This window comes from Novosphingobium sp. SG751A, assembly GCF_013149295.1.
Classification (GTDB): domain Bacteria; phylum Pseudomonadota; class Alphaproteobacteria; order Sphingomonadales; family Sphingomonadaceae; genus Novosphingobium.
In genome coordinates this window covers 124,166-147,659 of sequence record NZ_JABGCB010000001.1, presented here as the reverse complement: position 1 = coordinate 147,659, position 23,494 = coordinate 124,166, and the positions used below count along the sequence as shown (strand labels likewise).

General features: G+C 63.4%; 20 protein-coding genes and 1 tRNA gene. 8 read left to right on the top strand and 13 right to left on the bottom strand.

From position 1 onward, the window contains the following. Positions 1–217 precede the first annotated feature (217 nt). The 3 genes from FHW96_RS00735 to FHW96_RS00725 are packed head-to-tail and all read left to right on the top strand — an operon-like array spanning position 218 to position 4,755. On the top strand, positions 218–1,582 hold the full coding sequence (locus FHW96_RS00735; protein WP_172338649.1) for a dicarboxylate/amino acid:cation symporter: 1,365 nt from the start codon (positions 218–220) through the stop codon (positions 1,580–1,582). A gap of 52 nt (positions 1,583–1,634) precedes the next feature. Next, on the top strand, positions 1,635–3,131 hold the full coding sequence (locus FHW96_RS00730; RefSeq protein WP_172338648.1) for an alginate export family protein: 1,497 nt from the start codon (positions 1,635–1,637) through the stop codon (positions 3,129–3,131). Continuing rightward, positions 3,103–4,755, top strand: a complete 1,653-nt coding sequence (locus FHW96_RS00725; protein WP_253950665.1) for an NAD-dependent malic enzyme — start codon at positions 3,103–3,105, stop codon at positions 4,753–4,755. The genes FHW96_RS00730 and FHW96_RS00725 overlap by 29 nt, the downstream gene beginning before the upstream one ends. Before the next feature lie 75 nt (positions 4,756–4,830). Here the strand turns inward: FHW96_RS00725 and FHW96_RS00720 are convergent, their stop codons facing one another. The 6 genes from FHW96_RS00720 to infA all read right to left on the bottom strand — a co-directional run bounded on the left by FHW96_RS00720 (position 4,831) and on the right by infA (position 8,241). Further along, positions 4,831–5,943 carry an integrase arm-type DNA-binding domain-containing protein gene (locus tag FHW96_RS00720; protein WP_172338646.1) on the bottom strand — a complete coding sequence of 371 codons (1,113 nt, stop codon included), beginning with the start codon at positions 5,941–5,943 and terminating at the stop codon, positions 4,831–4,833. Between the two features lie 162 nt (positions 5,944–6,105). Beyond that, a tRNA-Phe gene (locus FHW96_RS00715) sits at positions 6,106–6,181 on the bottom strand. A gap of 113 nt (positions 6,182–6,294) precedes the next feature. After that, complete coding sequence (gene yacG, locus FHW96_RS00710; RefSeq protein ID WP_172338645.1) at positions 6,295–6,456, bottom strand: DNA gyrase inhibitor YacG; 162 nt, start codon at positions 6,454–6,456, stop codon at positions 6,295–6,297. Beyond that, entirely contained in the window at positions 6,453–7,409 is a 957-nt protein-coding gene (locus tag FHW96_RS00705) for a ribonuclease E/G (protein WP_172338644.1), read from the bottom strand. Before FHW96_RS00705 ends, yacG begins: the two co-directional genes overlap by 4 nt. Positions 7,410–7,415: 6 nt before the next feature. Further along, on the bottom strand, positions 7,416–7,985 hold the full coding sequence (locus FHW96_RS00700; protein ID WP_172338962.1) for a nucleoside triphosphate pyrophosphatase: 570 nt from the start codon (positions 7,983–7,985) through the stop codon (positions 7,416–7,418). A gap of 10 nt (positions 7,986–7,995) precedes the next feature. Continuing rightward, a complete protein-coding gene (infA, locus tag FHW96_RS00695; protein ID WP_168605162.1) occupies positions 7,996–8,241 on the bottom strand; it encodes a translation initiation factor IF-1 in 246 nt (81 codons plus the stop codon). Positions 8,242–8,480: 239 nt separating this feature from the next. On the opposite strand from infA, the gene FHW96_RS00690 reads away from it, so the two are divergent. Both FHW96_RS00690 and uvrC read left to right on the top strand, forming a co-directional pair. Continuing rightward, on the top strand, positions 8,481–11,111 hold the full coding sequence (locus FHW96_RS00690; protein ID WP_172338643.1) for a TonB-dependent receptor: 2,631 nt from the start codon (positions 8,481–8,483) through the stop codon (positions 11,109–11,111). Positions 11,112–11,195: 84 nt separating this feature from the next. Continuing rightward, positions 11,196–13,133 carry an excinuclease ABC subunit UvrC gene (uvrC, locus tag FHW96_RS00685; RefSeq protein WP_172338642.1) on the top strand — a complete coding sequence of 646 codons (1,938 nt, stop codon included), beginning with the start codon at positions 11,196–11,198 and terminating at the stop codon, positions 13,131–13,133. 246 nt (positions 13,134–13,379) lie between these two features. On the opposite strand, the gene FHW96_RS00680 is transcribed toward uvrC, so the two are convergent. Both FHW96_RS00680 and FHW96_RS00675 read right to left on the bottom strand, forming a co-directional pair. Then, positions 13,380–14,585 (bottom strand): GNAT family N-acetyltransferase, encoded by a 1,206-nt coding sequence (locus FHW96_RS00680; RefSeq protein WP_371815602.1) that lies wholly within the window; start codon positions 14,583–14,585, stop codon positions 13,380–13,382. 127 nt (positions 14,586–14,712) lie between these two features. Continuing rightward, positions 14,713–16,818, bottom strand: a complete 2,106-nt coding sequence (locus FHW96_RS00675) for a sodium-translocating pyrophosphatase (protein WP_172338641.1) — start codon at positions 16,816–16,818, stop codon at positions 14,713–14,715. A gap of 279 nt (positions 16,819–17,097) precedes the next feature. Here FHW96_RS00675 and FHW96_RS00670 point away from each other — a divergent pair, with 279 nt between their 5' ends. Next, positions 17,098–18,105, top strand: coding sequence for a fatty acid desaturase (locus FHW96_RS00670; protein ID WP_172338640.1), 1,008 nt, complete (start codon positions 17,098–17,100; stop codon positions 18,103–18,105). Positions 18,106–18,109: 4 nt separating this feature from the next. Next, on the top strand, positions 18,110–18,304 hold the full coding sequence (locus tag FHW96_RS00665) for a hypothetical protein (protein WP_172338639.1): 195 nt from the start codon (positions 18,110–18,112) through the stop codon (positions 18,302–18,304). Positions 18,305–18,313: 9 nt separating this feature from the next. Here FHW96_RS00665 and thiL read toward each other — a convergent pair whose 3' ends face one another. Genes thiL through hisG form a run of 4 tightly spaced genes read right to left on the bottom strand, consistent with a single transcriptional unit; the run spans position 18,314 to position 21,622 of the window. Next, a complete protein-coding gene (thiL, locus tag FHW96_RS00660; protein ID WP_172338638.1) occupies positions 18,314–19,183 on the bottom strand; it encodes a thiamine-phosphate kinase in 870 nt (289 codons plus the stop codon). Between the two features lie 5 nt (positions 19,184–19,188). Next, the gene (gene nusB / locus FHW96_RS00655; RefSeq protein WP_172338637.1) at positions 19,189–19,638 is read right to left on the bottom strand and encodes a transcription antitermination factor NusB; all 450 of its coding nucleotides are present in this window, start codon (positions 19,636–19,638) and stop codon (positions 19,189–19,191) included. A 29-nt stretch (positions 19,639–19,667) separates the two neighbouring features. Then, a complete protein-coding gene (gene hisD, locus FHW96_RS00650; protein ID WP_172338636.1) occupies positions 19,668–20,963 on the bottom strand; it encodes a histidinol dehydrogenase in 1,296 nt (431 codons plus the stop codon). Beyond that, positions 20,960–21,622 (bottom strand): ATP phosphoribosyltransferase, encoded by a 663-nt coding sequence (hisG, locus tag FHW96_RS00645; RefSeq protein ID WP_168605171.1) that lies wholly within the window; start codon positions 21,620–21,622, stop codon positions 20,960–20,962. Before hisG ends, hisD begins: the two co-directional genes overlap by 4 nt. A 41-nt stretch (positions 21,623–21,663) precedes the next feature. On the opposite strand from hisG, the gene FHW96_RS00640 reads away from it, so the two are divergent. Next, positions 21,664–22,728: a DUF2332 domain-containing protein gene (locus FHW96_RS00640; protein ID WP_172338635.1), complete on the top strand. Its 1,065-nt coding sequence runs from the start codon at positions 21,664–21,666 to the stop codon at positions 22,726–22,728. Here FHW96_RS00640 and FHW96_RS00635 read toward each other — a convergent pair. Beyond that, positions 22,712–23,491 carry an SPFH domain-containing protein gene (locus tag FHW96_RS00635; protein WP_253950664.1) on the bottom strand — a complete coding sequence of 260 codons (780 nt, stop codon included), beginning with the start codon at positions 23,489–23,491 and terminating at the stop codon, positions 22,712–22,714. The genes FHW96_RS00640 and FHW96_RS00635 overlap by 17 nt on opposite strands. Between the last annotated feature and the right edge of the window lie 3 nt (positions 23,492–23,494).

Genomic DNA, 23,494 nt, shown 5'->3' with positions numbered 1-23,494 from the left:
GGGCGATGTGCCAATATTTGCACTTTGGCTGTGCCGGAGTATGTCATAAGTTGCCCATAACAAAGTCGGAGTATTGGCATAAATAACTGAATAATAATAAATATAATGCATTCTCTCCACGCCTTTTTTCCGCATCCCGCCCGGCCATAGGCTGGGGCAAGGCCACGAACCCACAGAAGGTTCGCCACGGCCCAAGGAAAGGACTGAAGGCCAAGCCATGCATCACATTGCCCCTGCAGGCGCCAGCGCGTCGCCCTCCGACATGCGCCGCCCCTGGTATGGACATCTCTATGTCCAGGTTCTGTTTGCCATTGCCGGGGGTGTTCTGCTCGGCCATTTCCACCCCCAATGGGGCGAGGCAATGAAGCCGATTGGCGATGCCTTCATCAAACTGGTCAAGATGATCATTGCCCCGGTCATCTTTCTGACCATTGCGACCGGGATAGCGGGCATGCGCGATCTGGCCTCGGTGGGCCGGGTGGCGGGCAAGGCCTTTGCCTATTTCCTGACCTTCTCCACGCTGGCGCTGTTTGTCGGGCTGATCGTGGCCAATGTTGTCCGTCCCGGCGCGGGGCTGAACATCGACCCGGCCACGCTGGATGCCGCCAAGGTGGCCGATTATGCCGAAAAGGCCCATGAAACCACGGTCACCGGCTTTCTGGTGGGCATCATCCCGGACACCTTCGTGGGCGCCCTGTCCGAGGGCAGCATCCTGCAGACGCTGTTCGTGGCGATCCTGTTCGGCACCAGCCTTGCCCTGCTGGGCGAACGCACCGAGCGCCTTGTGGGGGCGCTGGAGGAAGTGTCGCTGGCGATCTTCAAGGTGGTGTCGATCCTGATGCGCGCCGCGCCTTTCGGAGCCTTCGGGGCCATGGCCTTCACCATCGGCAAATATGGCACGGGGGCGCTGGTCCATCTGGCCGGGCTGGTGGCCACTTTCTATCTTACCTCGCTGCTCTTCGTGATCGTCGTGCTGGGTCTGGTTGGTTGGGCCTGCGGTTTCTCTATCTTCAAGCTGGTGGCTTATCTCAAGGATGAGCTGCTGCTCGTGCTGGGCACATCCTCGTCCGAAAGCGCGCTGCCCAGTCTGATCGAAAAGATGGAGCGGGCCGGTTGCCCCAAGTCGATCGTCGGCCTTGTGGTGCCCACGGGCTATTCCTTCAATCTGGACGGCACCAACATCTACATGACGCTCGCCGCGCTCTTCATCGCGCAGGCCTGCAATGTCGATCTCAGCCTTGGTCAGCAATTGTCGCTGCTGGCGGTGGCGATGCTCTCGTCCAAGGGTGCGGCGGGGGTGACGGGCGCGGGCTTCATCACGCTGGCGGCCACCTTGTCCATCGTGCCCAGCGTGCCGGTGGCAGGTATGGCGCTGATTTTGGGCATTGACCGCTTCATGAGCGAATGCCGGAGCCTGACCAACTTCATCGGCAATGCGGTGGCCACAGTCGTGGTCTCGCGCTGGGAAGGCCAACTGGACACGGCGCAACTGGCGCTTGCCCTTGATGGCGGGGCCGCAACGAGCGCGCCGTTCGCCCCGGCGCCCTTAACCCCCGAGCAGGCCCCTCAGGCCGCAGAATAAAAAGACAAAGGGGTGGCGCCAAGACCGCCCCGACTGACCGGAGAGTTCCCCCATGACCAGTTTCCCGCGACGCCCCGGCGGCGGCGCTGCCCTTTTGCTCGCCCTTTTTTCCGGTGCTGCGGCCCATGCGCAGGTGGTCGGCCCGCCCGATCGCATCAGCCAGGCGCTGGCTGCGCCCCTGTCCGAAGCCTATCCGGCCGATGGCGCGGGCGATGGTGTGACCAGCGCAGGTTATAACCAGTCCCGCTGGGTCGAGGATTGGAGCAGGCTGCGCGATCCGGCCAAACGGCGGAGCGCGATCGACCACCTCAAATTCATTCCGGTCGATGCGGCGGGCGATATCTACGTCACGCTATCGGGCGAATTGCGGCTGCGCGTGAATGAGACCACCAACCCGGATCTGAAAGATGCGCAGGCCCAAAGGCAGGATATCGCCCGCATCGTGGGCGGGGCGGATCTGCACATCGGATCGCATGTCCGCGTCTATGCCGAACTGGCCCATGCGGGTATTTCGGGGCGCAATATCGGCACGCCCTCGGGCTATCTGGACAACAGCGCCATCGTTCAGCAATCCTTTGCCGATGTCACCGCCAAGGTGGCAGGGGTCAAGCTGGGGGTCCGCTATGGCCGCCAGACTTTTTCCGACGGGCCGAATCTGCTGCTGGTCCCTCGCGACAACAACACGATCTTTCTGTCCTATAACGGCTTTCGGGGCTGGGCCAAGGCGCGCCATATGCGGATCGACGTGTTTGATTTCACCCCCACTCGCCCCGGACAGCAGGGGGCGGGCGACGATCTGAACAAGGATACGCGCCGGTTTTCGGGTATTTCGGGAGGCTTGCGCATCCCCAATGACTGGCTGGGTGGATCGAAGCTCTATCTCGATCCCTTTTACTGGCGCCTGCGCAACACGGCGGCGGTCTGGGGGCCGACAACCGCCCATGAGATGCGCGAATTCTACGGCCTGCATCTGTGGGGAGATGCCGGGCCGGTCAATCTCGACTGGACCGTCAACTATCAGGGCGGGCAGTATGACAATCGCCAGATCGCGGCCTGGCAGGTGCTGATGGCGCAATCCTATCGTCTTGGACGCGACCGCTCGGCGCCGCGCGTTGGCTTTCATGCCGATTATGCCACCGGCGGCGGGGCCTATGGTTCGGGTAAGCTCAAGACCGCGCTCGCGCCCTTGGGCAACAACATCTATTACAGCTATCAGCTCTATGCCACGCCGACCAACCTGATCGCTATTGCGCCCAATTTCAGTTTCCAGCCCGCATCGAACCTGCGCGTATCGCTGGAATATCAGTTTTCATGGCGCGAAACGGTTCATGACGCGGTCTATCGCGCCAATGGCACGGCCTTTGCCGGAACCCAGAATGCGGCAGGGCGCAAGATCGCCGAAACGGCCCGCGCGCAGGCTGTCTGGACCTTGTCGCCCCATGTTTCCGTGACCGGCCGGTATGAGCATCTCCATGCCGGTCCGGCGCTGACCAATGCCGGTTTCAAAAGCTCGGATTTCTTTGCCGGCTGGATCAGCTTCCGCTTCTGAAGAACAGGAGGATATTATCACACTGCATGGCTACGGCACGGCAAGAGCGCTCCTGAGCGATCCGCTGACCAACAAAGGCACCGCCTTTACACAGGAGGAGCGTGACCATTTTGGCCTCCATGGACTGTTGCCGCCCCATGTCGGCACGCTGGAGGCCCAGATCGAGCGGCGGCGGCGCGCGCTTGATGCGCTGCCCGACGATTTCCATCGCTATATTTTCCTGCGCGAGCTTCAGGACGCCAATGAGATCCTGTTTCAGGCGCTGGTGCAAAGCGATCTGCCCCATATGCTGCCGCTGGTCTATACGCCAACGGTGGGCGAGGGGTGTCAGCGCTTCAGCGAAATCTGGCGCAAGGTGCGGGGCTTGTTCATCTCATGGCCCAATCGCGATCGGATCGAGCATATGCTGGCCAATCCCGCGTTTGACCGGGTCAAGGTGATCGTGGTTTCCGATGGCGAGCGTATTTTGGGGCTGGGCGATCAGGGTGCGGGAGGGATGGGCATCCCTATCGGCAAGCTGGCGCTCTATACGGCCTGTGCGGGGATACATCCGGGCGAGGTGCTGCCGATCCTGCTGGACGCAGGCACCGACAATGCGGCGCTGCGTGATGATCCGCTCTATGTGGGCTGGCGCCATGCGCGCGTGCGGGGCGATGATTACGACCATTTCGTCGATCAGTTTGTGGATGCCGTGGCCCGGCGCTGGCCGCATGTGGTGTTGCAATGGGAGGATTTTGCAGGCGCCAATGCCTGGAAACTGCTCGACCGGCACAGGGCAAGGCTGCCCTCCTTCAACGATGACATTCAGGGCACCGCTGCCACCGCCGTAGGCACCCTGATGGCCGCCGTCCGGCGCGTTGATCGCCCGTTGCAGGATCAGCGGATCGTGATGTTCGGCTTCGGGGCGGCCGGGGCGGGCATAGCCGACCTGCTGGTTCAGGCCATGGTGGAGGATGGCGCAAGCCCGGAGCAGGCGCGCGCCGCCATTTGGCCAGTGGATCGTATGGGGCTGGTCATGGAAGGGCAGGGCGGCCTTTCCCCCGCCCAGCGCCGCTATGCCCGCCGTCCGCAGGATATTGCCGGATGGGGTTGTGAGAGCGATGCCGCGCCTTCGCTGGCCGCCGTGGTGCGCCATGTCGGGGCCGGCGTGCTGGTGGGCACATCGGGTCAGCCGGGCGCTTTTTCCGAAGAGGTTATCCGCGCGATGGCCTCGGCCTGCGATCGGCCCGTGGTCTTTCCCCTGTCCAATCCGGTCTCGCATTGCGAAGCCCATCCCGCTGATGTGCTGGCATGGAGCGAGGGGCGGGCGATCATCGGCACGGGCAGCCCCTTTGCCGTCGAGGGCATCACACAGGTCAACAATGTCTATGTCTTCCCGGGCATCGGCCTTGGCGTTCTGGCGGCCCGTGCATCGCGGGTGAGCGACGCGATGTTTCTGGCCGCGGCACGTACCATTGCGGGGATGAACGGGAACGGCCCCCTCCTGCCGCCTGTCGAAAGGCTGCGTGATGTCGCGCTCGAGGTGGCTTGCGCGGTCAGCCAATGCGCAGGAGGCCCCGGCCGGGCCGAGATTGCCGCCATGATGTGGGAGGCGCAGTATCCGGGCGCATGCGCTTCGAGATGATGGTTGAGATTCAGGCTGCATTTGGGGAGCCGCTTTTCCAGCGGCAATCAACATGCTGCGCAGCAAAGGCGGCATTTAAAAGCCCGGTCGATGCAGGAGCGGCGGCCCTGCGGAACCGCCAGCGGGGATCGACCGCATAGCCCAATGCGGCCTTGATTCGTTGAGCAAGGTGCTGGCCGTTGCACGGAAACCATGGGCGGTTACGTCGTCCTTGCTGTAACCCATACGACGCATCGCGGCGTTGAGCGTGTTGTCGGTGATCGGGCGCTTGTCGGAGCGTACGCTGGGGAACAGGTAGCGTCCTGATCCGGTGAGCGGGTGAAGCTCCTTAAGGATGTCTATAACCTGATCGGTTAAAGGGACCCGGTGCAACCGTCGCATCTTCGTCTTTTCCGCATGGATGATCCAGATGCGCCGCTCAAGGTCGAACTCGCTCCATTCCGCGCTTCGCAACTTGCCAGGTCTCACGAAGACGTGCGGGGCCGTGCACAGCGCCAGCCTTATGGCAGGTTGCCCATCATAGGCATTAATGGCCCGCAGCAGTCCGCCCAGAACTTCGGGATCAGTAACCGCCGCGTAATGTTTCGTCTTGGGTGTGACGAGCGCACCTTTAAGATTGGCCGAGACATCATACTGCGCGCGGCCCGTGGCGATTGCATAGCGGAAGATTGTGCCGAACGTGCTGCGGAGGCGATTGGCGGTCTCATGGCACCCGCGCAATTCGATTTTTCTAAGCACATCAAGCAATTCAGGCGCCGTCAGTTCCGTGATGGGGCGGTCGCCGATATCGGGCTTGGCAAAATCGAGCAGCCAGCGCAGCTTGGATATGGTCGAGATCGAGCGACCGTCTCTCTCAAGCTTGCCGAGCCATTCCTTGCTGATCGCCTGAAATGTATCCTGCGAGCGGGCCCGTTCGTCGCGCTGCTTGTCCTTGCGGATCTGGGCAGGATCATGGCCCTCTGCCAGGGCCTCACGGGCGGCAGCCCTCATGGCCCGGGCCTTGGCGAGCGGCAGGTCGGGATAGTTCCCGAGAGACAGAGTTTTCTGCTTGCCCCCGAAGCGGTAATTAAATCGCCAGAGCCGTCCACCTGTCGGCATGATGAGCAGGCAAAGCCCTAGCTCATCGCTCAATTTGTAGGGCTTATCTTTTGGTTTTGCGGCATTAATTGCCAGTGCGGTGAGAGCCATGATGGTATCGTCCTGATGGTGTGATTGCGCATACCAACAAGAGTACCATCAGATGGTCCGGGTACAACCGGACCCGCCCGGACATTACCGGACTAGCGGTCCGGAAAAAATGGCAGAATTCTGCCATTTTTGGATGTCTTAGGACGGTCTGGAAGGGGGCAATGGTGCCTGGGGACGGGATCGAACCGCCGACACCGTGATTTTCAGTCACGTGCTCTACCAACTGAGCTACCCAGGCATTACCATTTTTACCGTTTAGGAGAGGATGTTGTCATCGCCTCGCTGCCGGTGGACGGGCCTATGGCTAACCGGATCGGTCTTGGCAAGCCAAAAAAACACCTTTGATGAAACTTATTTGTCATCCTCCCCATTTGCGGGGTTTCCGGGCAGGGCATAGCCGTCCGACAGCCACTGCATCAGGTCGCGATCGCGGCAACGGGTTGAGCAAAATGGCTTATGTGATTCGCTGCGGGGCTTGCCGCAGACCGGGCATTTGCGATTTTGTTGGGTCATAATGTCACCGCCTGCGCGAATCCGCCGTCCAGAGCAAGACCCGCATCTTCCTGAAATTCCAGCCGCCGCCCGCTGCGCTGGGCCAGTTCCTCGCGCCATGCAGGCGTGATGGCCGCCATCACCGAGGGATGGGCGCGCAGCAGCAGCACCCCGGCTTCCTCGACCCTTTCGGCCCTGCGCAGCAAGAGACGCGCCGCCGCACCCGCCCGCGCATGGGTCAGCCGCGCCAGCAGTGAAGGCCGCTCCATCCGCGCCACGATCTGCACAAAGCCGAAGCCGTTCATCGCTGTGCGCTCGTGCGTCCAGCCTTCCAGCGCCTGCGCCAGCACGGTATCGACCGCCTGCCGCTCGGCCTTGGCCTCCAGCGTGGGGAAATCAATGCCGATGGAGCCGCCCAGATCGAGCCGCCTGATGGTCGCCGCCACCGCCTCGGCCGCCGCCAGCGCCAGCGCGGCAGGGGGCAGGGGGCCGTCGACATCGATCACCGTCATCGCGGGCGTGGGCGAAAGCACCAGCGCGCCGCCGGCAAAATCGACCGCCCCGCTCCATGCCTCGCCCCACACATCCTCCCACACGCCGGAGGGGAACTGGCGCACCACGCGCGCGTCGGGCAGAATATCGGCAAGGCGAGGGGCAGGGCGCAGCGGCGCATCGCAGGGGCGCGAATGGGCCAGCTTATAGCGCCCGGTTTCGGCCATGGCGCTGCGCAGGATTTCGATGCGTATGGGCGCGCCCTCGCTTGCCTCGCGCGGCAGGCGGTCGACAAGCGCCTCCTCGCCGCTGCTGAGGCGCAGGACGCCCCGGCGCGACCCGGCCGCGCGGCGGATCAGGATCGCGTCCTCAACCTGACCCGGCGCGGCGCGTCCGGGCCAGTCGATCTTGGCAGCCACCACTTCGGCTCCATCGAGCAGCACCGCGCGATCCTCGCCGATGCCTTGCTCGATCAGCCACATGGGCGCTTAATCCAGGGGATAGGAGGCGGCGCGCAGCAGCGCCCGCGTTTCATACAAAGGCAGGCCGATCACACCGGAATGGCTGCCCGACAGGCGCCGGATCAGTGCTTCGGCCCGGCCCTGAATGGCATAGCCGCCCGCCTTGCCCAAGCCTTCGCCGCTGGCGATATAGGCCTCGATTTCCTGATCGGTCAGGTTTTTGAAGATAACCAGCGTCTCAACCTGCTTGACGCGCTCGCGCCCGTCGGGGCCGATCACGCAAACCGATGAGATGCACAATTGCCGCCGCCCGGAAATCGCGCGCAGCATTTCGCGCTGCAATTCCACAGTATCGGCCGGAGGCAAAACCCGCCGCCCCAGCGCCACCGATGTGTCGCCCGCAATCACGACCTCATCGCTCGCGCGATCCACCGCCCGCGCCTTTTCCACCGCAAGACGGCGGGCATAGGCGCGCGGCAATTCGCCCTTCAGCGGCGTTTCGTCAATGTCGGGGCTGGCGATCCGGTCGGGCACCACGCCCAGACGCGCCAAAAGATCCCGCCGCCGGGGCGAGGATGATGCCAGAACAAGCCGCAAAGGCCCGGCCTCAATAAGAGCCGGGGCCACCGCGACCGGGCATGAAGCGATAGGTGATACGACCCTTGGTCAGGTCATAGGGGGTCAGCTCGACCAGCACCTCGTCGCCCACCAGCACGCGGATGCGGTTCTTGCGCATCTTGCCTGCGGTGTGGCCGAGGATCTCGTGATCGTTCTCCAGCCGCACGCGGAACATCGCGTTGGGCAGCAGTTCGACCACTTGGCCGCGCATTTCGAGCAGTTCTTCTTTCGCCATCCGTAAACTTCGGTTCTCTAATAAGAGGGGAGATTGGCGCGCGCCATAGACGCAGATACGGCAAAAGGAAAGCCAAACTCGCGCAAGGTATGCCCAGTTGTGCCAGTAAGCCGCGAAAATGTAGCGTGGATGCGACAATATGTTACCTTGCCGCGCTTGCGAAGGGGCGGCCTAAACGGCATCCGCATAGCCCTGACAGCCATACCAATCATAAGGTTCTGTCTCAGGGAGTATCCGTTTTGCGCAAGTTTGCCCGCAAGTTCACCGCCAAGTTCGGGGTCGCCAGGTTTGGGTATGTCCCGGTATCGCTGGTTTGGGTGATGGCCTCCGGTGGGTCTGTGCTGGCCCAGACGCAAGCTGCGCCTCTGGCGGTGGAAGCCGCGCCGCTTGCCGCCGCTGATACACCTGTGGCTGAAGCGCCCGCAGAAGGCGCCTCCGACGATGCCACGACCACGTCGACCAAAACGCCGGTAACGCGCGGGCGTGAGATCGTGGTTGTGGCCGACCGGATCAAGGGACAGGTTGAGGCGCCCCAGCCCCCCGTGGCGGTGTTCGATGAAGAAGACATTGCCGCCTATGGCGCAACCACGGTGGACGACCTGATCACCGCCATCTCGCCCCAGACCGGCAGCGGGCGCGGGCGGGGGGCGTCCGGCCCGGTCATTCTGGTCAATGGCCAGCGCATCACCAATTTCCGCGAAATGATGAATTACCCGCCGGAATCGATCCGCCGGGTCGAAGTCCTGCCCGAAGAAGTCGCGCTGCGGTTTGGTTACAGCGCCGACCAGCGGGTGGTGAACATCATCCTGAAAGATCACTATCAGGCCCGCACGGTCGAGGCCGAACTGGCCCTGTCGGACAGCATCGGCGCCAATACGCTCAAGGGCATGGCCTCGGTGCTGAAAATCGACAAGGGCAAGCGGATGAACCTGACCGTCAAGGCCGACCGCACCAATCCGGTCACCGAGGCGCAGGCCAAGATCCTTCAGGCCAGCGGCACCACGCCCACCGTGGCGAGTGATCCCAGCCCGGCGGCCAATCGCACGGTTGTGTCCAATACCAAGGACTATTCGCTCAACGGCACCTATACCGCGCCCATCGGCAAGGATGGCATAGGCGGCAACATGACCTTCAACGCGCTGGCCTCGCGCGCGGATGTAACGGGGCTGGCGGGGCTTAACACCTATTCGCCCGCCACCGATGTGCTGCGCACCTTTGACGGGGCGCTGACGCGGCGCACGCTGACCGACACTTATTCGGCCGGGGCGGGGCTCAACAAGCGCCTGCTCGACTGGAACCTGTCGGCCACCGCCGACATCAGCCATGTTGACGCCACCACCACCACGGCCAACCGCGTGTCGGATAATGCCGTTCTGGCCGCTGCTCTGGCCAGCGGTATCGCGCCCAGCGGCGGCTTTACCACCGCCAAGAGCAAGACCGACACGGTGACCACGCTGGTCACGCTGAGCGGACGCCCGGTTGCCTTGCCGGCGGGCAAAATGGCCGTCACAGTCAAGGGCGGTTTCAATTACACTGCGCTCAACGCCAGCAGCACCAGCACGCTCAGTCCCACATCGAACCTGAAGCGGGGTGATGCCTCGCTGGGCGTCAATCTGGGCATTCCGCTGACCAGCCGCCGCGAACATGTGGGCGAGGCGCTGGGCGATATCACGCTTAATTTGGCGGCTTCGGCTGATCACCTGTCCGATTTTGGTGAATTGGTGGACTGGAGCGCGGGCCTGACGTGGAACGTCACCGACAAGCTGGGTTTTCAGGCCAGCTATATGTATGACGAGGCAGCGCCTTCGCTCTCCAACCTCGGCTCGCCGCTGGTGGCCACCTATAACGTCTCGGTCTATGACTTTGTAAAGAGCCAGACCGTGCTGGCGACGGTCATCACCGGGGGCAATTCGGCGCTGGTGAAGGAGCATCGCAACGACATCAAGCTGGGCATGAACTGGACGCCGCCGATCCTGAAGGGCGCGTCCAATCTGGTGGTGGAATATTTCAACAACCGGTCCAGCAATGTCACCAGCGCTTTCCCGACCACGCTGACCACCGCGATCGAGGCGGCCTATCCGGGGCGCGTGACGCGCGATGCTACCACGGGGCTGATTACTTCGATCGACCGCCGCGCGATCACTCTGGCCGAAACGCGCGATGAGCATGTGCGCTGGGGCTTTAACATCGGCGGCAATATGGGCAAGGAAATCAAGGCGCAAGGGCGCGGGCCGATGGGCATGTTTGGCGGTGGCCCCCCGCCGGGTGGCGGGCGTCCGGGCGGGCCGGGCGGAGCGGGGGGGCCGCCGCCGGGCGGCGGCATGGGCGGTCCTCCTCCGGGTGGTGGCGGTCCTGGCGGTCCGGGCGGCGGTCGCGGCGGGCGCTACGAAGGCCGCTGGAACCTCTCGCTCTATCATACCGTCTATTTCGTAAACCGGGTGCAGGTGGCGGCCAGCGGTCCTTCGCTCGATCTGCTGGGCGGCGATGCGCTCTCGGGCGGGGGTACGGCGCGACACTCGCTGGAGGGCGAGGGCGGCTTCTTTTTCAAGGGCATCGGTCTGCGCATGAACGGCACGTGGAGCGCGCCCACCCATGTCAACGGCAGCGGCGTACCCGGTTCGACCGACCTGCGCTTTGGTTCGCTCTTCAAGCTGAATACGCGGCTGTTCTTCGATCTGGGGCAGCAGAAGCGGTTGGTGAAGGAAACGCCCTTCTTCAAGGACGCGCGTTTCAGCATCGGGGCCAAGAACATCTTCAACCAGCGCCAGCGCGTGACCGACAGCAATGGCAACACGCCGCTGTCCTATCAACCGCTGTATATGGACGCGCAGGGGCGCACTATCGAGGTGGAATTCCGCAAGATGTTCTGATCGGGTTTGATGATCGGGCAAAAGTTGGGGGAGAGGCGGGCTGCGCCTCTCCCCTTTTTGCGTGATGGGGCCTATCTGGGCGGGATGGTTGACGATGCGAACAATCCGCCCGACCGCGCGGCGGACCGGTTTAATGAGGACAAGGCGGTCAGCCTGATCCGGGGCGGGGGCGAGCGGCCCGATCTTGACGCGGGCGTGGCGGCGATCCGCGAGGTGCTGGCCACCTTGCCGGTGCGGCCCGGCGTATACCGGATGCAGGATGCGCGCGGCGATGTGCTTTATGTCGGCAAGGCGCGGGCGCTGCGCAATCGCGTGGCCAATTATACGCAGGTGGATCGCCTGCCTCTGCGCCTGCAACGCATGGTGTCGCAGACACGCAGCATGACGATTGTCACCACCAACAGCGAGGCTGAGGCCCTGTTGCTGGAAGCGCAGCTCATCAAGCGGTTTCGCCCGCCCTATAACGTATTGCTGCGCGATGATAAAAGTTTTCCTTTTATTCTGCTGCGTTCCGACCATGACTTTGCGCGGATTATGAAGCATCGCGGGGCGCGTCGGGCGGTGGGCAATTACTATGGCCCCTTTGCCAGCGCCGGATCGGTCAACACCACGATCAACGCGCTGCAGAAACTGTTTCTGCTGCGAAGCTGCACAGATTCCTTTTTCAGCCGCCGCGACCGGCCCTGCCTGCTCTATCAGATCAGGCGGTGTAGCGCGCCCTGTGTGGAGCGGATCAGCAAGGAGGATTACGGCGAATTGGTGCGTCAGGCCAAGGACTTCCTTGGCGGCAAGAGCAACGCGGTTCAGCGCGAGATCGAGGCCCAGATGAGCGCGGCGGCCGAGGATCTCGATTTCGAGCGCGCCGCCATGCTGCGCGACCGTCTGCGTGCGGCCACTTTCATTCAGGGTTCGCAGGCCATCCATGCCGAGGGCTTGCCCAATGCCGACATCTTCGCCTGCGCCGAAAAGGCGGGGCAGATCGCCATCCAGGCCTTCTTCATCCGTGGCGGCCAGAACTGGGGGCACCGCGCCTTCTTCCCGGCCCGCACCGAGGGCATGGAGATGGGCGAGGTGCTGCAAAGCTTCATGGCGCAATTCTATGAGGAAGTGCCGCCCCCGCGCGTCATCCTGCTCGACCGCGCTCTGCCCGAGGCCGATCTGCTGGCCGAGGCGTTGAAGGAAGGCGCGGGCGGCAAGGTGGAAATCGCCATCCCCCAGCGCGGCGACCGCAAACGCCTGCTTGAACAAGCCGAGCGCAATGCGGTCGAGGCGCTTGATCGCCGCATGGCTGAAAGCGGCAGCAAGGCGAAAGTCTGGCGCGAAATGGCCGATTTCCTCGAACTGGACGAGCCCGTCCGCATCGAGGTTTATGACAACAGCCATATTCAGGGCCAGCACGCCCTTGGCGCGATGATATGCGCTGGGCCGGAAGGTTTCCTGAAAAACCAATATCGTAAGTGGAACATCCGCGAGGCCCAGACCAATGACGACTTTGCGATGATGCGCGAGGTGATGACCCGCCGCTTTGGCCGCGCGATGGAGGAGGACCCTGACCGCGATAAGGGCCAGTGGCCCGATTGCGTGCTGATCGATGGCGGCAAGGGGCAGATGAGCGCAGTGAAGGCGGCGCTGGAGGAACTGGGCGTCGAGGATTTGCCGCTGATCGCCATCGCCAAGGGGCCGCACCATGGCCGCGACGGGCGCGAGGTCTTCCACTTTCCCGACGGGCGCGAGAAAATGCTGCCCGTCAACTCTCCCGTCCTGTTTCACCTGCAACGCCTGCGCGATGAGGTCCACCGCTTTGTCATCGGCGCCCACCGCGAAAAGCGCAGCCGGGCGATCACCGCATCGCCGCTGGACGAAATTCCCGGCATCGGGCCTGCGCGCAAGCGGGCTTTGTTGCTGCATTTCGGCACGGCCAGTCGCGTGCGGGCGGCGTCGCTGGATGACCTCATGCGGACGCCCGGCGTGTCAGAGGCGGTGGCGCGGGCGGTGTATGATTTTTATCATCCGGGGGGGTGATTGGGGTTTCGCTGGTTTATTGAAGGTGCCTCCGGCGGGCAAAGGGCCTCGTCCCCTTGCAATCCCATTAATGGATGGCGGCGGTGGTGTCCTGTTCATGAAATAAAAGCCTGCGGCGCTGGTATGCAGCGCCGCAGGCTTTAAAAATTCAGACGCTTGGTCCGACACTTTGCGGCCACTGCACTAGCGCAACGCAGACATTAAAGGGAGCGCGAGGGTCTGGACCCTCGCATCTAAGCTCCCCTCTTAAATCCCAAACCCCGCCCCGCCCAATTCCCGCCGAGCCATCACCCCAAACAGCCCCCGCCGAACCGCCCCGCCGATCTCGATCGACACACGGCCCACAGGGCGGCGCTCGTGCCACAGGTGGGTGATCATCGGATGGGTTTCGTCGGCGCAGCTATCGACCCAGCCCAGCCCCGGCATATCCAGCATCGCCAGATTTTCGCGCTGCAACAACACGCCGGGGGAATAGGCGCTCAATGTCTCGTCATAGGCGGTCTTGAACATGAAGGCGCCCGGCTTGGTCATGAAGGTGGCCAGCATGGCGATGGGGCGCCCGTCCAGCATCATGGACAGCCGTTCGAGCCGCCCGCGCGCCGCTGCGCCATGCAGCCCTTCTCGCCACAGTGCCGTGGTCGAGGGCAGGCAGGCCAGCGCCGATCCGGCCTCGCCCTTCCACCCTGCGGCCTCCAGCTTAAGGAAATCCTTGCACCATGCCGACAGGTCGTCCTCGCCTCCATGGCGCAGAAACTCCAGCCTGCCTAATTCGGCCAGACGGTTGGCCTGACGTCGGTATTCCTTGCGCTTTTTGCCCGAAACCGCCGCTTCGAAATAGGCTTCGGGCGACAGGTCGCTCTGCAGCATCACATGCTGCTTGCGCCCGACCAGCGCGGCGTTGCGCCCTTGCTCGTTCAGCACATCGCGCAAGGCATCGGCCACAGCCCCCGACAGCGGCAATTCGCCCAGATGCAGAAACAGGCCCAGCCCGCCCTGCGCGTCGGCCCACGCCAGCAGCGCCCGCCAGAACGACCTTTCCATCCCCCGCGCCACCAGCGGCGCGCCAAGGAAGCCATTGGGATGCGCCCAGCTTGCCCAATGCGGGATAGGGCGGGTGTAATAGCGGCTCTGGCGTATGATCGGCATGATCCCGGCCAGATCGCCGCTCATTTCAAAGCGCAATATCCGCACCCGCCCATCGGGATCCAGCCCGCGCAGGGCAGGCAGCAGATACCAGCTTTCGAAAAACGGGTTCGGCTCGCTAGCCCACATGGCAAGAGCGTCCCATGCCAACATCGAGCCCATATCCTGCATCTCGCGCCAGTCGACGCTGCGGATTTCGCCCGCAGGCGCCGGTTTGGGCGGCAATTGCGGGGTGGGCATCGGGCCGGATGGCAGGCGCGAGGGCGCGACAACAGGCTCGGCGCGAATAAAATTGGGCTGGCTCGCCACAGTTACCTCTTGAGCGCAGAAAATATGCGCCAAAGATTAAGGGGAAAGCCGGAAAGGAAGTATGAATAAGCGGGAAATTTTCCGGCCCTGCGCCCGGCGTAATGACCGGGCGCAGGGCCGGAAGCAATCAGCCAACATGCCCCGCCAGCGCCGCCAGCAGCAGCAGCGCGACAATATTGGTGATCTTGATCATCGGATTGACCGCCGGGCCTGCGGTGTCCTTATACGGATCGCCCACGGTATCGCCGGTTACGGCGGCCTTATGGGCATCGCTGCCCTTGCCGCCGTGATGGCCATCCTCGATATATTTCTTGGCATTGTCCCACGCGCCGCCGCCGCTGGTCATGGAAAGCGCCACGAACAGGCCCCCCACGATCACCCCCAGCAACAGCGCGCCCAGCGCGGCAAAACCATTGGCCTGTCCAGCCACCAGCGTGATGACATAATAAACCAACACCGGCGCCAGAACGGGCAGCAGGCTGGGGACGATCATTTCCTTGATCGCCGCCTTGGTGACCAGATCGACCGTGCGAGCATAATCGGGCCGCGACGTGCCCGCCATGATGCCCGGATTGTCGCGGAACTGTTCGCGCACATCGACCACCACATCGCCCGCCGCGCGGCCCACCGCCGTCATGCCCATCGCACCAAACAGATAGGGCAGCAAGGCGCCCAGCAGCAGCCCCACGATGACATAAGGGTTTTCAAGGCTGAAATTGACGGTCAGATGCGGAAAAAATTCGCGCAAGTCTGTGGTATAGGCCGCAAACAGCACCAGCGCGGCCAACCCCGCCGAACCGATGGCATAACCCTTGGTCACCGCCTTGGTCGTATTGCCCACCGCGTCCAGCGCATCGGTCCTTTCGCGCACCGAGGCTTCCATATCGGCCATTTCGGCAATGCCGCCCGCATTGTCCGTCACCGGCCCATAGGCGTCGAGCGCCACCACCATGCCTGCCAGCGCCAGCATCGCGGTCGCCGCATAGGCAATGCCGATCAGGCCCGCCCATTGATGGGCAAGGATGATCCCTGTCACGATCACCAGCGTGGGCAGGGCAGTCGCCTCAAGGCTGACGGCAAGGCCCTGAATGACATTGGTGCCATGGCCGGTCACGCTGGCCTTGGCGATGGATTTGACCGGGCGGTATGACGTGCCGGTGTAATATTCGGTGATCCAGATTATGAGGCCCGTGATCACCAGTCCCAGCAGCGAGCAACGGAACAAGGCCCCGCCGGTCAGGCCGGAGGCGTCAATCGGCGTACCGAAATCGCCAACTGCCGTATGGATAGCCCAGCCGATGGCCGGGATCGACAGGATCGCGGTGACAAGGAACCCCTTGTACATTGCCCCCATGATATTGTTGCCAGCGCCCAGTTTGACGAAATAGGTGCCGATGATCGAGGTGACGATGCAGACCCCGCCGATCAGCAGGGGCAGGCTCATCAGCGCCATCAGATTGCCCGCGCCTTTGACCAGCAGCGCCGTCAGCACCATGGTGGCGCCCACCGTCACCACATAGGTCTCGAACAGATCGGCGGCCATACCGGCGCAATCGCCCACATTGTCACCCACATTGTCGGCGATGACGGCGGGGTTGCGCGGGTCGTCCTCGGGGATGCCTGCCTCGACCTTGCCGACCAGATCCGCGCCGACGTCTGCCGCCTTGGTAAAGATGCCGCCGCCAAGCCGCGCGAAAATCGATACCAGCGAAGCCCCCAGCGCCAGCGCCGTCAACCCCGTCACAACGGTCCGGTCATTGGGGGCAAGGCCATGGCCAAAACTGCCCGTGGAGGTCAGATGCCAGAAGAACCCGGCAATCGCCAGCAGCGCCAGTCCAGCCACCAGCATCCCCGTGATCGCGCCCGCGCGGAAGGCCAGCGTCAGGCCCGCCTGCAAGCTATGTTGCGCAGCGGCGGCCGTGCGCACATTCGAGCGCACCGAGACATTCATGCCGATAAACCCGGCCGCGCCCGACAAAACCGCGCCCAGCACAAAGCCGATGGCGGCAATTTTGCCCAGAGCCAGGGCAATGATGATCGCCGCCACAATGCCGACAATCGCAATCGTGGTATATTGCCGCTTGAGATAGGCCTGCGCGCCTTCCTGAATGGCGGCGGCAATTTCCTGCATCCGGGGCGAACCGGCGCTCGCGCCCAAAACTTGTCTGCTTGTGATGTAACCGTAAACAACGGCCAAGGCCCCCAGGCCCATGGCGATCAGCACCAGGTTCATAGCTATCCCCTCTGCTTTTCGGTCCTGCCGGGAAAATCCGGCATTCCCTGTCCGGGCCTGCTCTTGTTCGATCAAACAGTGCCCATCGCTTGCATAGGTATAGGGGGCGCAAAAGTCAGCGCAAGGGCGATTTGATCCGACCGGCCCCGGAATGGGACAGATTGTCTATTAAGATTCTGTTAGGGATTTTTCCAAGGCCCATCATGGTTTACAAATGGTTATCGACCGATTCACCAAATCCGGAATCGGGTCCGTTTTGCATGAACTGGGGCATGAAAAATGCTGGAAGATCCAAAGCTCGATCACGGTGCGATCAAGGCGCCTGTTGAACCTGCACTTTATGAGCCCGCGCTGGATACGGGCGGCGCGCCCGCGCTTCCGCTGGGCCGCAGCGATGGGCTGGACCGGCACACGCGCCGCGATCTGCGCAAGGAAGAGATCGAGATCGCGCGCCAGTTTCACGGCGGGCGGATGTGGCCCTATGCGGTGGCGGCCTTTGGCTGCTTTGCCCTGTGGGTGTCGTTTTTTCCACTGGCGATCATGGGTTACCTTAACCTGCCGCTGGCCTGCCTGATCTCCTGCGTGATCGCCACAGGCGGCTATGTGACCAGCCATGAGGCGATGCATTCAAACATCGCGCGCAAGGGTGAGAAGCTGCGCTGGCTTAACGAAGCGGTGGGCGCGGTTTCGACCATCCCCATCGTGTTCCCGTTCTCCATGGCACGGATCATGCATCTGGAGCACCACTATCATTGCAATGATCCGCTGAAAGATCCCGATTACACCGACGAGGCGCCCAACTGGTGGATGGCGATCTATAAGACCTGGTATAACCGCCAGCCCGGCGTTGATGGCTCGATCCATCATTACAAGCGCATCCTCTCCGAAATGGGCACGCCCGAGGCCAAGCGCGCGCTCAAGGAAACGATGCTGCTGCAATTGTTCTTCATGGCTGTGCTGTTCACCATGTCGTGGAATGGCTACGCTATCGAGGCGGCTTTGCTCTGGTGGCTGCCGCGCCATGTCGGCCTGTCCTATATCCGCTTTTACCTCAGTTGGGCGCCGCATCACCCGCGCGAGGGCAAGACCGGTCGCTATGAGAACACCAATCTGTTCAAGAGCAAGCTGGGCCATGTGATGTCGATGGGGATGCAGTATCACATCATCCACCACATGTATCCGGGCATCCCCAACCACCGCACGAAGCACGCCTATTACGCGATGCGCCATATTCTGGAGGCGCGCGGGGTGGATGTGTCGCCGCTTCCGGCTGTTAAGGGGAACTGAACCGATGGAAAATGTGTTCAAACAGATCTTTTACTGGATGCCGTTCCTTTTCGGAATCGGTTTCATCGCGCCGCTCATCGCCCAGACGATGAACCTGTGGCATTGGCAGGCGCCTTTTGGTCTGTCGAATATCGGCTTTGGCCTGATCATCGGCGGGGCATGGGGCCTGCAGACCGTGATCCGCGGGCGTTGGATATAATTTGGGGATTTAGTGTTGATAGCCCAGTGAGCCAAGGGGAACCGCGCCGTTGATCAGCACCGGCGCCTCCTGCCTTTTGCCCACCACGCCGATCCGGTGCATCGGCAAAGGCAACACCAGTTCGGGCGGAGCGGTTAGCAGCAATTGATAATCATCGCCCCAGCGCAAAGCCTCATCGCGCCGTTCCGGCGGACAGGCGAGGGGAATCGCCGCGCTCTCAAGGTTGATCGTCACCTTGCTGGCTTTTGCAATGCGCGAAGCGTCGAGCAGCAGTCCGTCCGACACGTCCATCATCGCGGTAACAAAGGGCGCCAGTGCCTGCCCTTCGGCTATGCGGGCCAGCGGGCGGCGGTAGGCAAGGCTGTTTTTGGCCGGACCTCCCTCGCGCAGGGCCTCAAGCCCGACCATGGCCGCGCCGATTGGCCCGGTGATGTAAACCAGATCGCCTACCTGTGCGCCATCGCGCCCCGGCACCGGCAGATAGGAGGCGCGCCCGATCGCGGTCAGGCCGAGCACCTGCGGCCCATTGCTGCTGACCGTATCGCCGCCCAGCAGCCGCGCGCCATATTCATTCAGCGCCTCGGCCAGCCCGGCGAGAAAGCGTTCCTCTGTGCCGGCCAGTTGATAGGACAGCAGCACCCCCATCGGCACGGCGCCCTTGGCAGCAAGGTCCGACATATTGGTGGCCACCAGTTTCCACGCCACGTCGGCCGGATCCTGATCGGCCAGAAAATGCACCCCCGCCACCATCGTGTCATGGGTCAGCACCAGCGTCTCGCTGCCAAAGGGCAGCACCGCGCAATCATCGGTCAGGCCCCGTGCGGCGGGATCGCTGGCCAGCGCGCGCAGCGCCTCGATAAAGGCCAGTTCCCGCCCCAACCGGGTTAACGCGCCGCCCGCGCGATGGCGTCGAGCACGCCGTTCACGAATTTGGCTTCGCGCTCGTCAAAGAAGGCATGGGCAACATCGACATATTCATTGATGACCGTGGGTGCGGCCACATCGTCGCGGGCCAGCAATTCATAGGTGCCCGCGCGCAGGATCTGCACCATCGTCTTGTCCAGCCGCTCCAGCCGCCAGCCTTCGGCCAGCTTTTCGGAAATGCGCGCGTCGATTTCCTCGGCCCGCGCCAGCACGCCCTTGACCACATCGTCGAAATGGATGCGGTCGGCATCGGCAAACTGGATGTCCTCGATTTCCACGCCCAGACGGTGGCGGTGGAATTCATCGAGCAGCGTGGGCAGAGCTGTGCCTTCCATCGCGTGCTGATACAGCGCCTGCACCGCGCCAAGGCGGGCGACCGAGCGGGACTGGGACTTGGGAGCTTTGCTCATCGAAAAATTCCTTATTGGGCCAAACGGCCTTATTGACCCAGCCTGATCGCGACAGAGCGACCATGGGCGGGCAGCCCTTCGGCATCGGCAAGGGCCACAGCGGCCGGGCCGATAGCAGCCAGAGCCGCTTCGTCAAGTTGCAGGAAACTGGTGCGCTTCATAAAGTCTAGCACGGAAAGCCCGCTGGCGAAACGTGCGCGGCGGCCGGTGGGCAAAACGTGGTTTGGCCCGGCAACATAATCGCCGATCGCCTCGGGCGTGTGGCGGCCAAGAAAGGCGCTGCCCGCATGGCGGATCTGGGCGAACAGGGCGTCGGGATTGTCGGTGGCGATTTCGACATGCTCGGCGGCCAGTCGGTTGGACAGGGCCGGGGCCTCGCCCATCAGATCATCGACCACGATCACCACGCCGTAATCGTCCCACGACTGGCGCGCGGTGGCCTGCGTGGCAAGGCCCTGCAATTCCACCTCGACCGCCGCGATCACGGCATCGGCAAAATCGGCATCGTCGGTGATGAGGATCGACTGCGCCACCGGGTCATGCTCGGCCTGCGACAGCAGATCGGCGGCAATCCACGCCGGATTGTTGCGCCCGTCGGCCACGACCAGAATTTCCGAAGGCCCGGCCACCATGTCGATGCCCACCACGCCGTAAAGCTGGCGCTTGGCCTCGGCCACATAGGCATTGCCGGGGCCGACGATGACATCGACCGGACGAATCCGATCCGTGCCATAGGCCAGCGCGCCCACCGCCTGAGCCCCGCCCACGCGCCAGATTTCGTCCACGCCCGCCAGATGCGCGGCGGCCAGAACCAGAGAATTGACCGCGCCGCGCGGGGTGGGGGTGACCACCACCAGACGCTCGACACCCGCCACCTTGGCCGGAATGGCGTTCATCAACAGCGAGGAGGGATAGGCCGCCCGACCGCCCGGAACATACAGCCCCGCCGCGTCCACCGGCCGCCACACCGCGCCAAGGCGCACCCCGGCATCATCGGTATAATCGCGGTTTTCTGGTTTTTGCGCCGCGTGATAGGCGGCAATGCGCCGCGCCGCGGTTTCCAGCGCCGCGCGCAAGGTGGGTTCGAGCGCGTCAAACGCGGCGCGGCATTCCTGCGCGCTGATCCGCCAATCGGCCTCGGTTTCCAGCGCATGGCCGTCAAAGCGCGCCGTATAATCGGCCAGCGCCGCATCGCCGCGCGCGCGCACATCGGCCAGAACCGAGAGCACCACCTGCGTCACGCCCGCATCGCTTTCGCGCCGGTCGCCCACGATTTTCTCGAACGCCTCGGCAAAGCCGGCGTCCTGCGAATTCAGCCGGATCATGCCTCGACCTTTTCCGCCGCCATCTTGCGGAACTGTTCGACCAATTCGCCCACGCGCGGATCGGTTTTCAGCGCCGCGCGGTTGACGATCAGCCGCGCCGAGATCTGCATGATGACTTCCGTCTCGCGCAGGCCATTCTCTTTCAAAGTGCGCCCGGTCGACACCAGATCGACAATCCGCCCCGACAGGCCCAGCATCGGCGCCAGTTCCATCGCACCGTTCAGCTTGACCACCTCGGCCTGAATGCCCTTGGCCTCATAGTGCTTGTGGGTCAGATGCGGATATTTGCTGGCCACACGCAGGTGGCTGGCGCTGGCCGTATCGCCCGCATCGACCGGCTCGGCCACCGACAGGCGGCAATGGCCGATGTTAAGGTCAACCGGCGCATAAAGGTCGGGATAGGCGAATTCCTCGACCACATCGGACCCCACGATCCCGGCCTGTGCCGCGCCATGCGCCACGAATGTGGCCACATCGAACGCGCGCACGCGGATCAGCCGCATGTCCGAGCCTTCGACGGCAAAGGACAGCGCGCGCGACTTCTTGTCATGAAACTCCGCTTCGGGCACGACACCAGCGCGCGCCATCAACGGCAGAGCTTCATCGAGGATGCGCCCCTTGGGGATCGCAAAGGTGAGCGGTTTGGACGAGAATGACATGCGCGCCGCATTAGTTTGCATTGGAGCCTAGAGCAACCGCCATGACAGCACAGAATCCGATCATGGAAATCGCCCATATCCATGACACTCTGGAATGGCAGGCGCGCCATTGCGATCAGAACGGCGCGCCGATCACTGCGCGCGTGCTGCGGGGCATGGCGGGGTTGCTGTCGGGGCCGTCTCTGGTGGGGGTGCGGATGCGCAACTGGCCGGGGTTAAGTCTTGAGGATGCGATGCCGCTGCGTCTGGCGGGCGGGCTGCATTATCTCTGGCTGTCGGGCGCGGAACCGGCGCTGGGGTCGGTTTATCGCGGCGAGGTGGAGGATGCGGGGGCAATTGTGGCCGAGGTTGTGGCGCGTCACGATGCAGCGCTCTTGCCATGGTTCGACGGGCCGCCCCAGACCAATGAGGCGGGGCGCTCGGCAGGGATTATGGCGGGGCTGCTCTGGCTCTCAGGGCGCTTGGAATCGCGCTTTGAAATGAATGAGATAGGGTGCAGCGCAGGCGCCAATACGATGATGGATCGCTATGCCTATAATCTGGGCGGCGTCCAAGTTGGTCCGGCCGACAGTCCGGTTTTGATTCGCCCCGAATGGCGCGGGCCTCCGCCGCCCTTGGGCAAGGTCGAGATCACCCATATCGAAGGCTGCGACCGCGCGCCCATCGACCTGTCCGATCCGGCGGCGGCGCTGCGTCTGCGGGCCTATGTCTGGGCGGAAAATCATGAACGCATGGCGCGGCTTGATGGCGTGATCGCGCTGGCGCGGGAGCGGGCGCCGATCCTGACGCAGGCCGATGCCGCCGATTGGGTCGAGGGCCGCCTTGCTGCGCCACAGGAAGCGGGCGTGTGCCGGGTGCTGTATCATTCGATCGTCTGGCAATATCTGGGCGACGAACGCCGCGCGCGGATCACCACGGCGATGGAGGCTGCGGGCGCGCTGGCCGCGGCGGAGCGCCCGCTGGCATGGGTGATGCTGGAAACGAATCGCGCCACGTTCCGTCATGAATTGCGCGTGCGTTACTGGCCCGGTGGAGAAGAACCGGTGCTGCTGGGCGCGGCCCATGCCCATGGCGCGTGGGTGGAGTGGTTTAATCCTTGCGGCTGATGGCCTTGGCCGCCTCAAGGATTTCGGTGGGGAACATGGCGATGATCGTCGAATTATGCTCGACGCCGATCTCGCTCAGCGTCTGCAACCGGCGCAATTCCAGCGCGCCGGGAACCTGCGCGATCACCCGCGCCGCCTCGCTCAGCCGCAGCGAGGCTTCGGCCTCGCCCTCGGCCTTGATGATGCGGGCGCGCTTTTCGCGGATGGCCTCGGCCTCGCGGGCGATGGCGCGCTGCATCTGTTCGGGAATGTCCAGATCCTTGATCTCGACCGCATCGACCGCCACGCCCCATTGCGCGCAGGTCTGCTCCAGCAGAGTCAGCAACCGGGCGTTGATCGCGGCGCGGTCTTTGAGCATCTGGTCCAGATCGCTTTGCCCGATGGCGTCGCGCATCCCGGTTTCGGCCGCCTGAACCACCGCGCTTTGCCAATTCAGTACCGTGGTGATCACCCGCGCCGGATCGACCGCGCGAAACCACAGGACCGCATTGACCCGCACCGCCACGCCATCGCGCGTCACGGTTTCCTGTGTGGAAAGGGCAAAGGTGATGACGCGCAGGTCCACCTTGACCACCCGGTCGATCACCGGGACCAGCCAGAACCAGCCCGGCCCCTTGGTTTCGGCAAGGCGGCCGAGGCGGAACACCACGGCGCGTTGAAATTCCTGATTAATACCAAAAGCTTTGAGCGCCAGCACCGCCGCGATGATAAACAGCAGCGTGAGCATGGGGTGATAGGCGGCAATAACGAACAGGGAATCCATCGC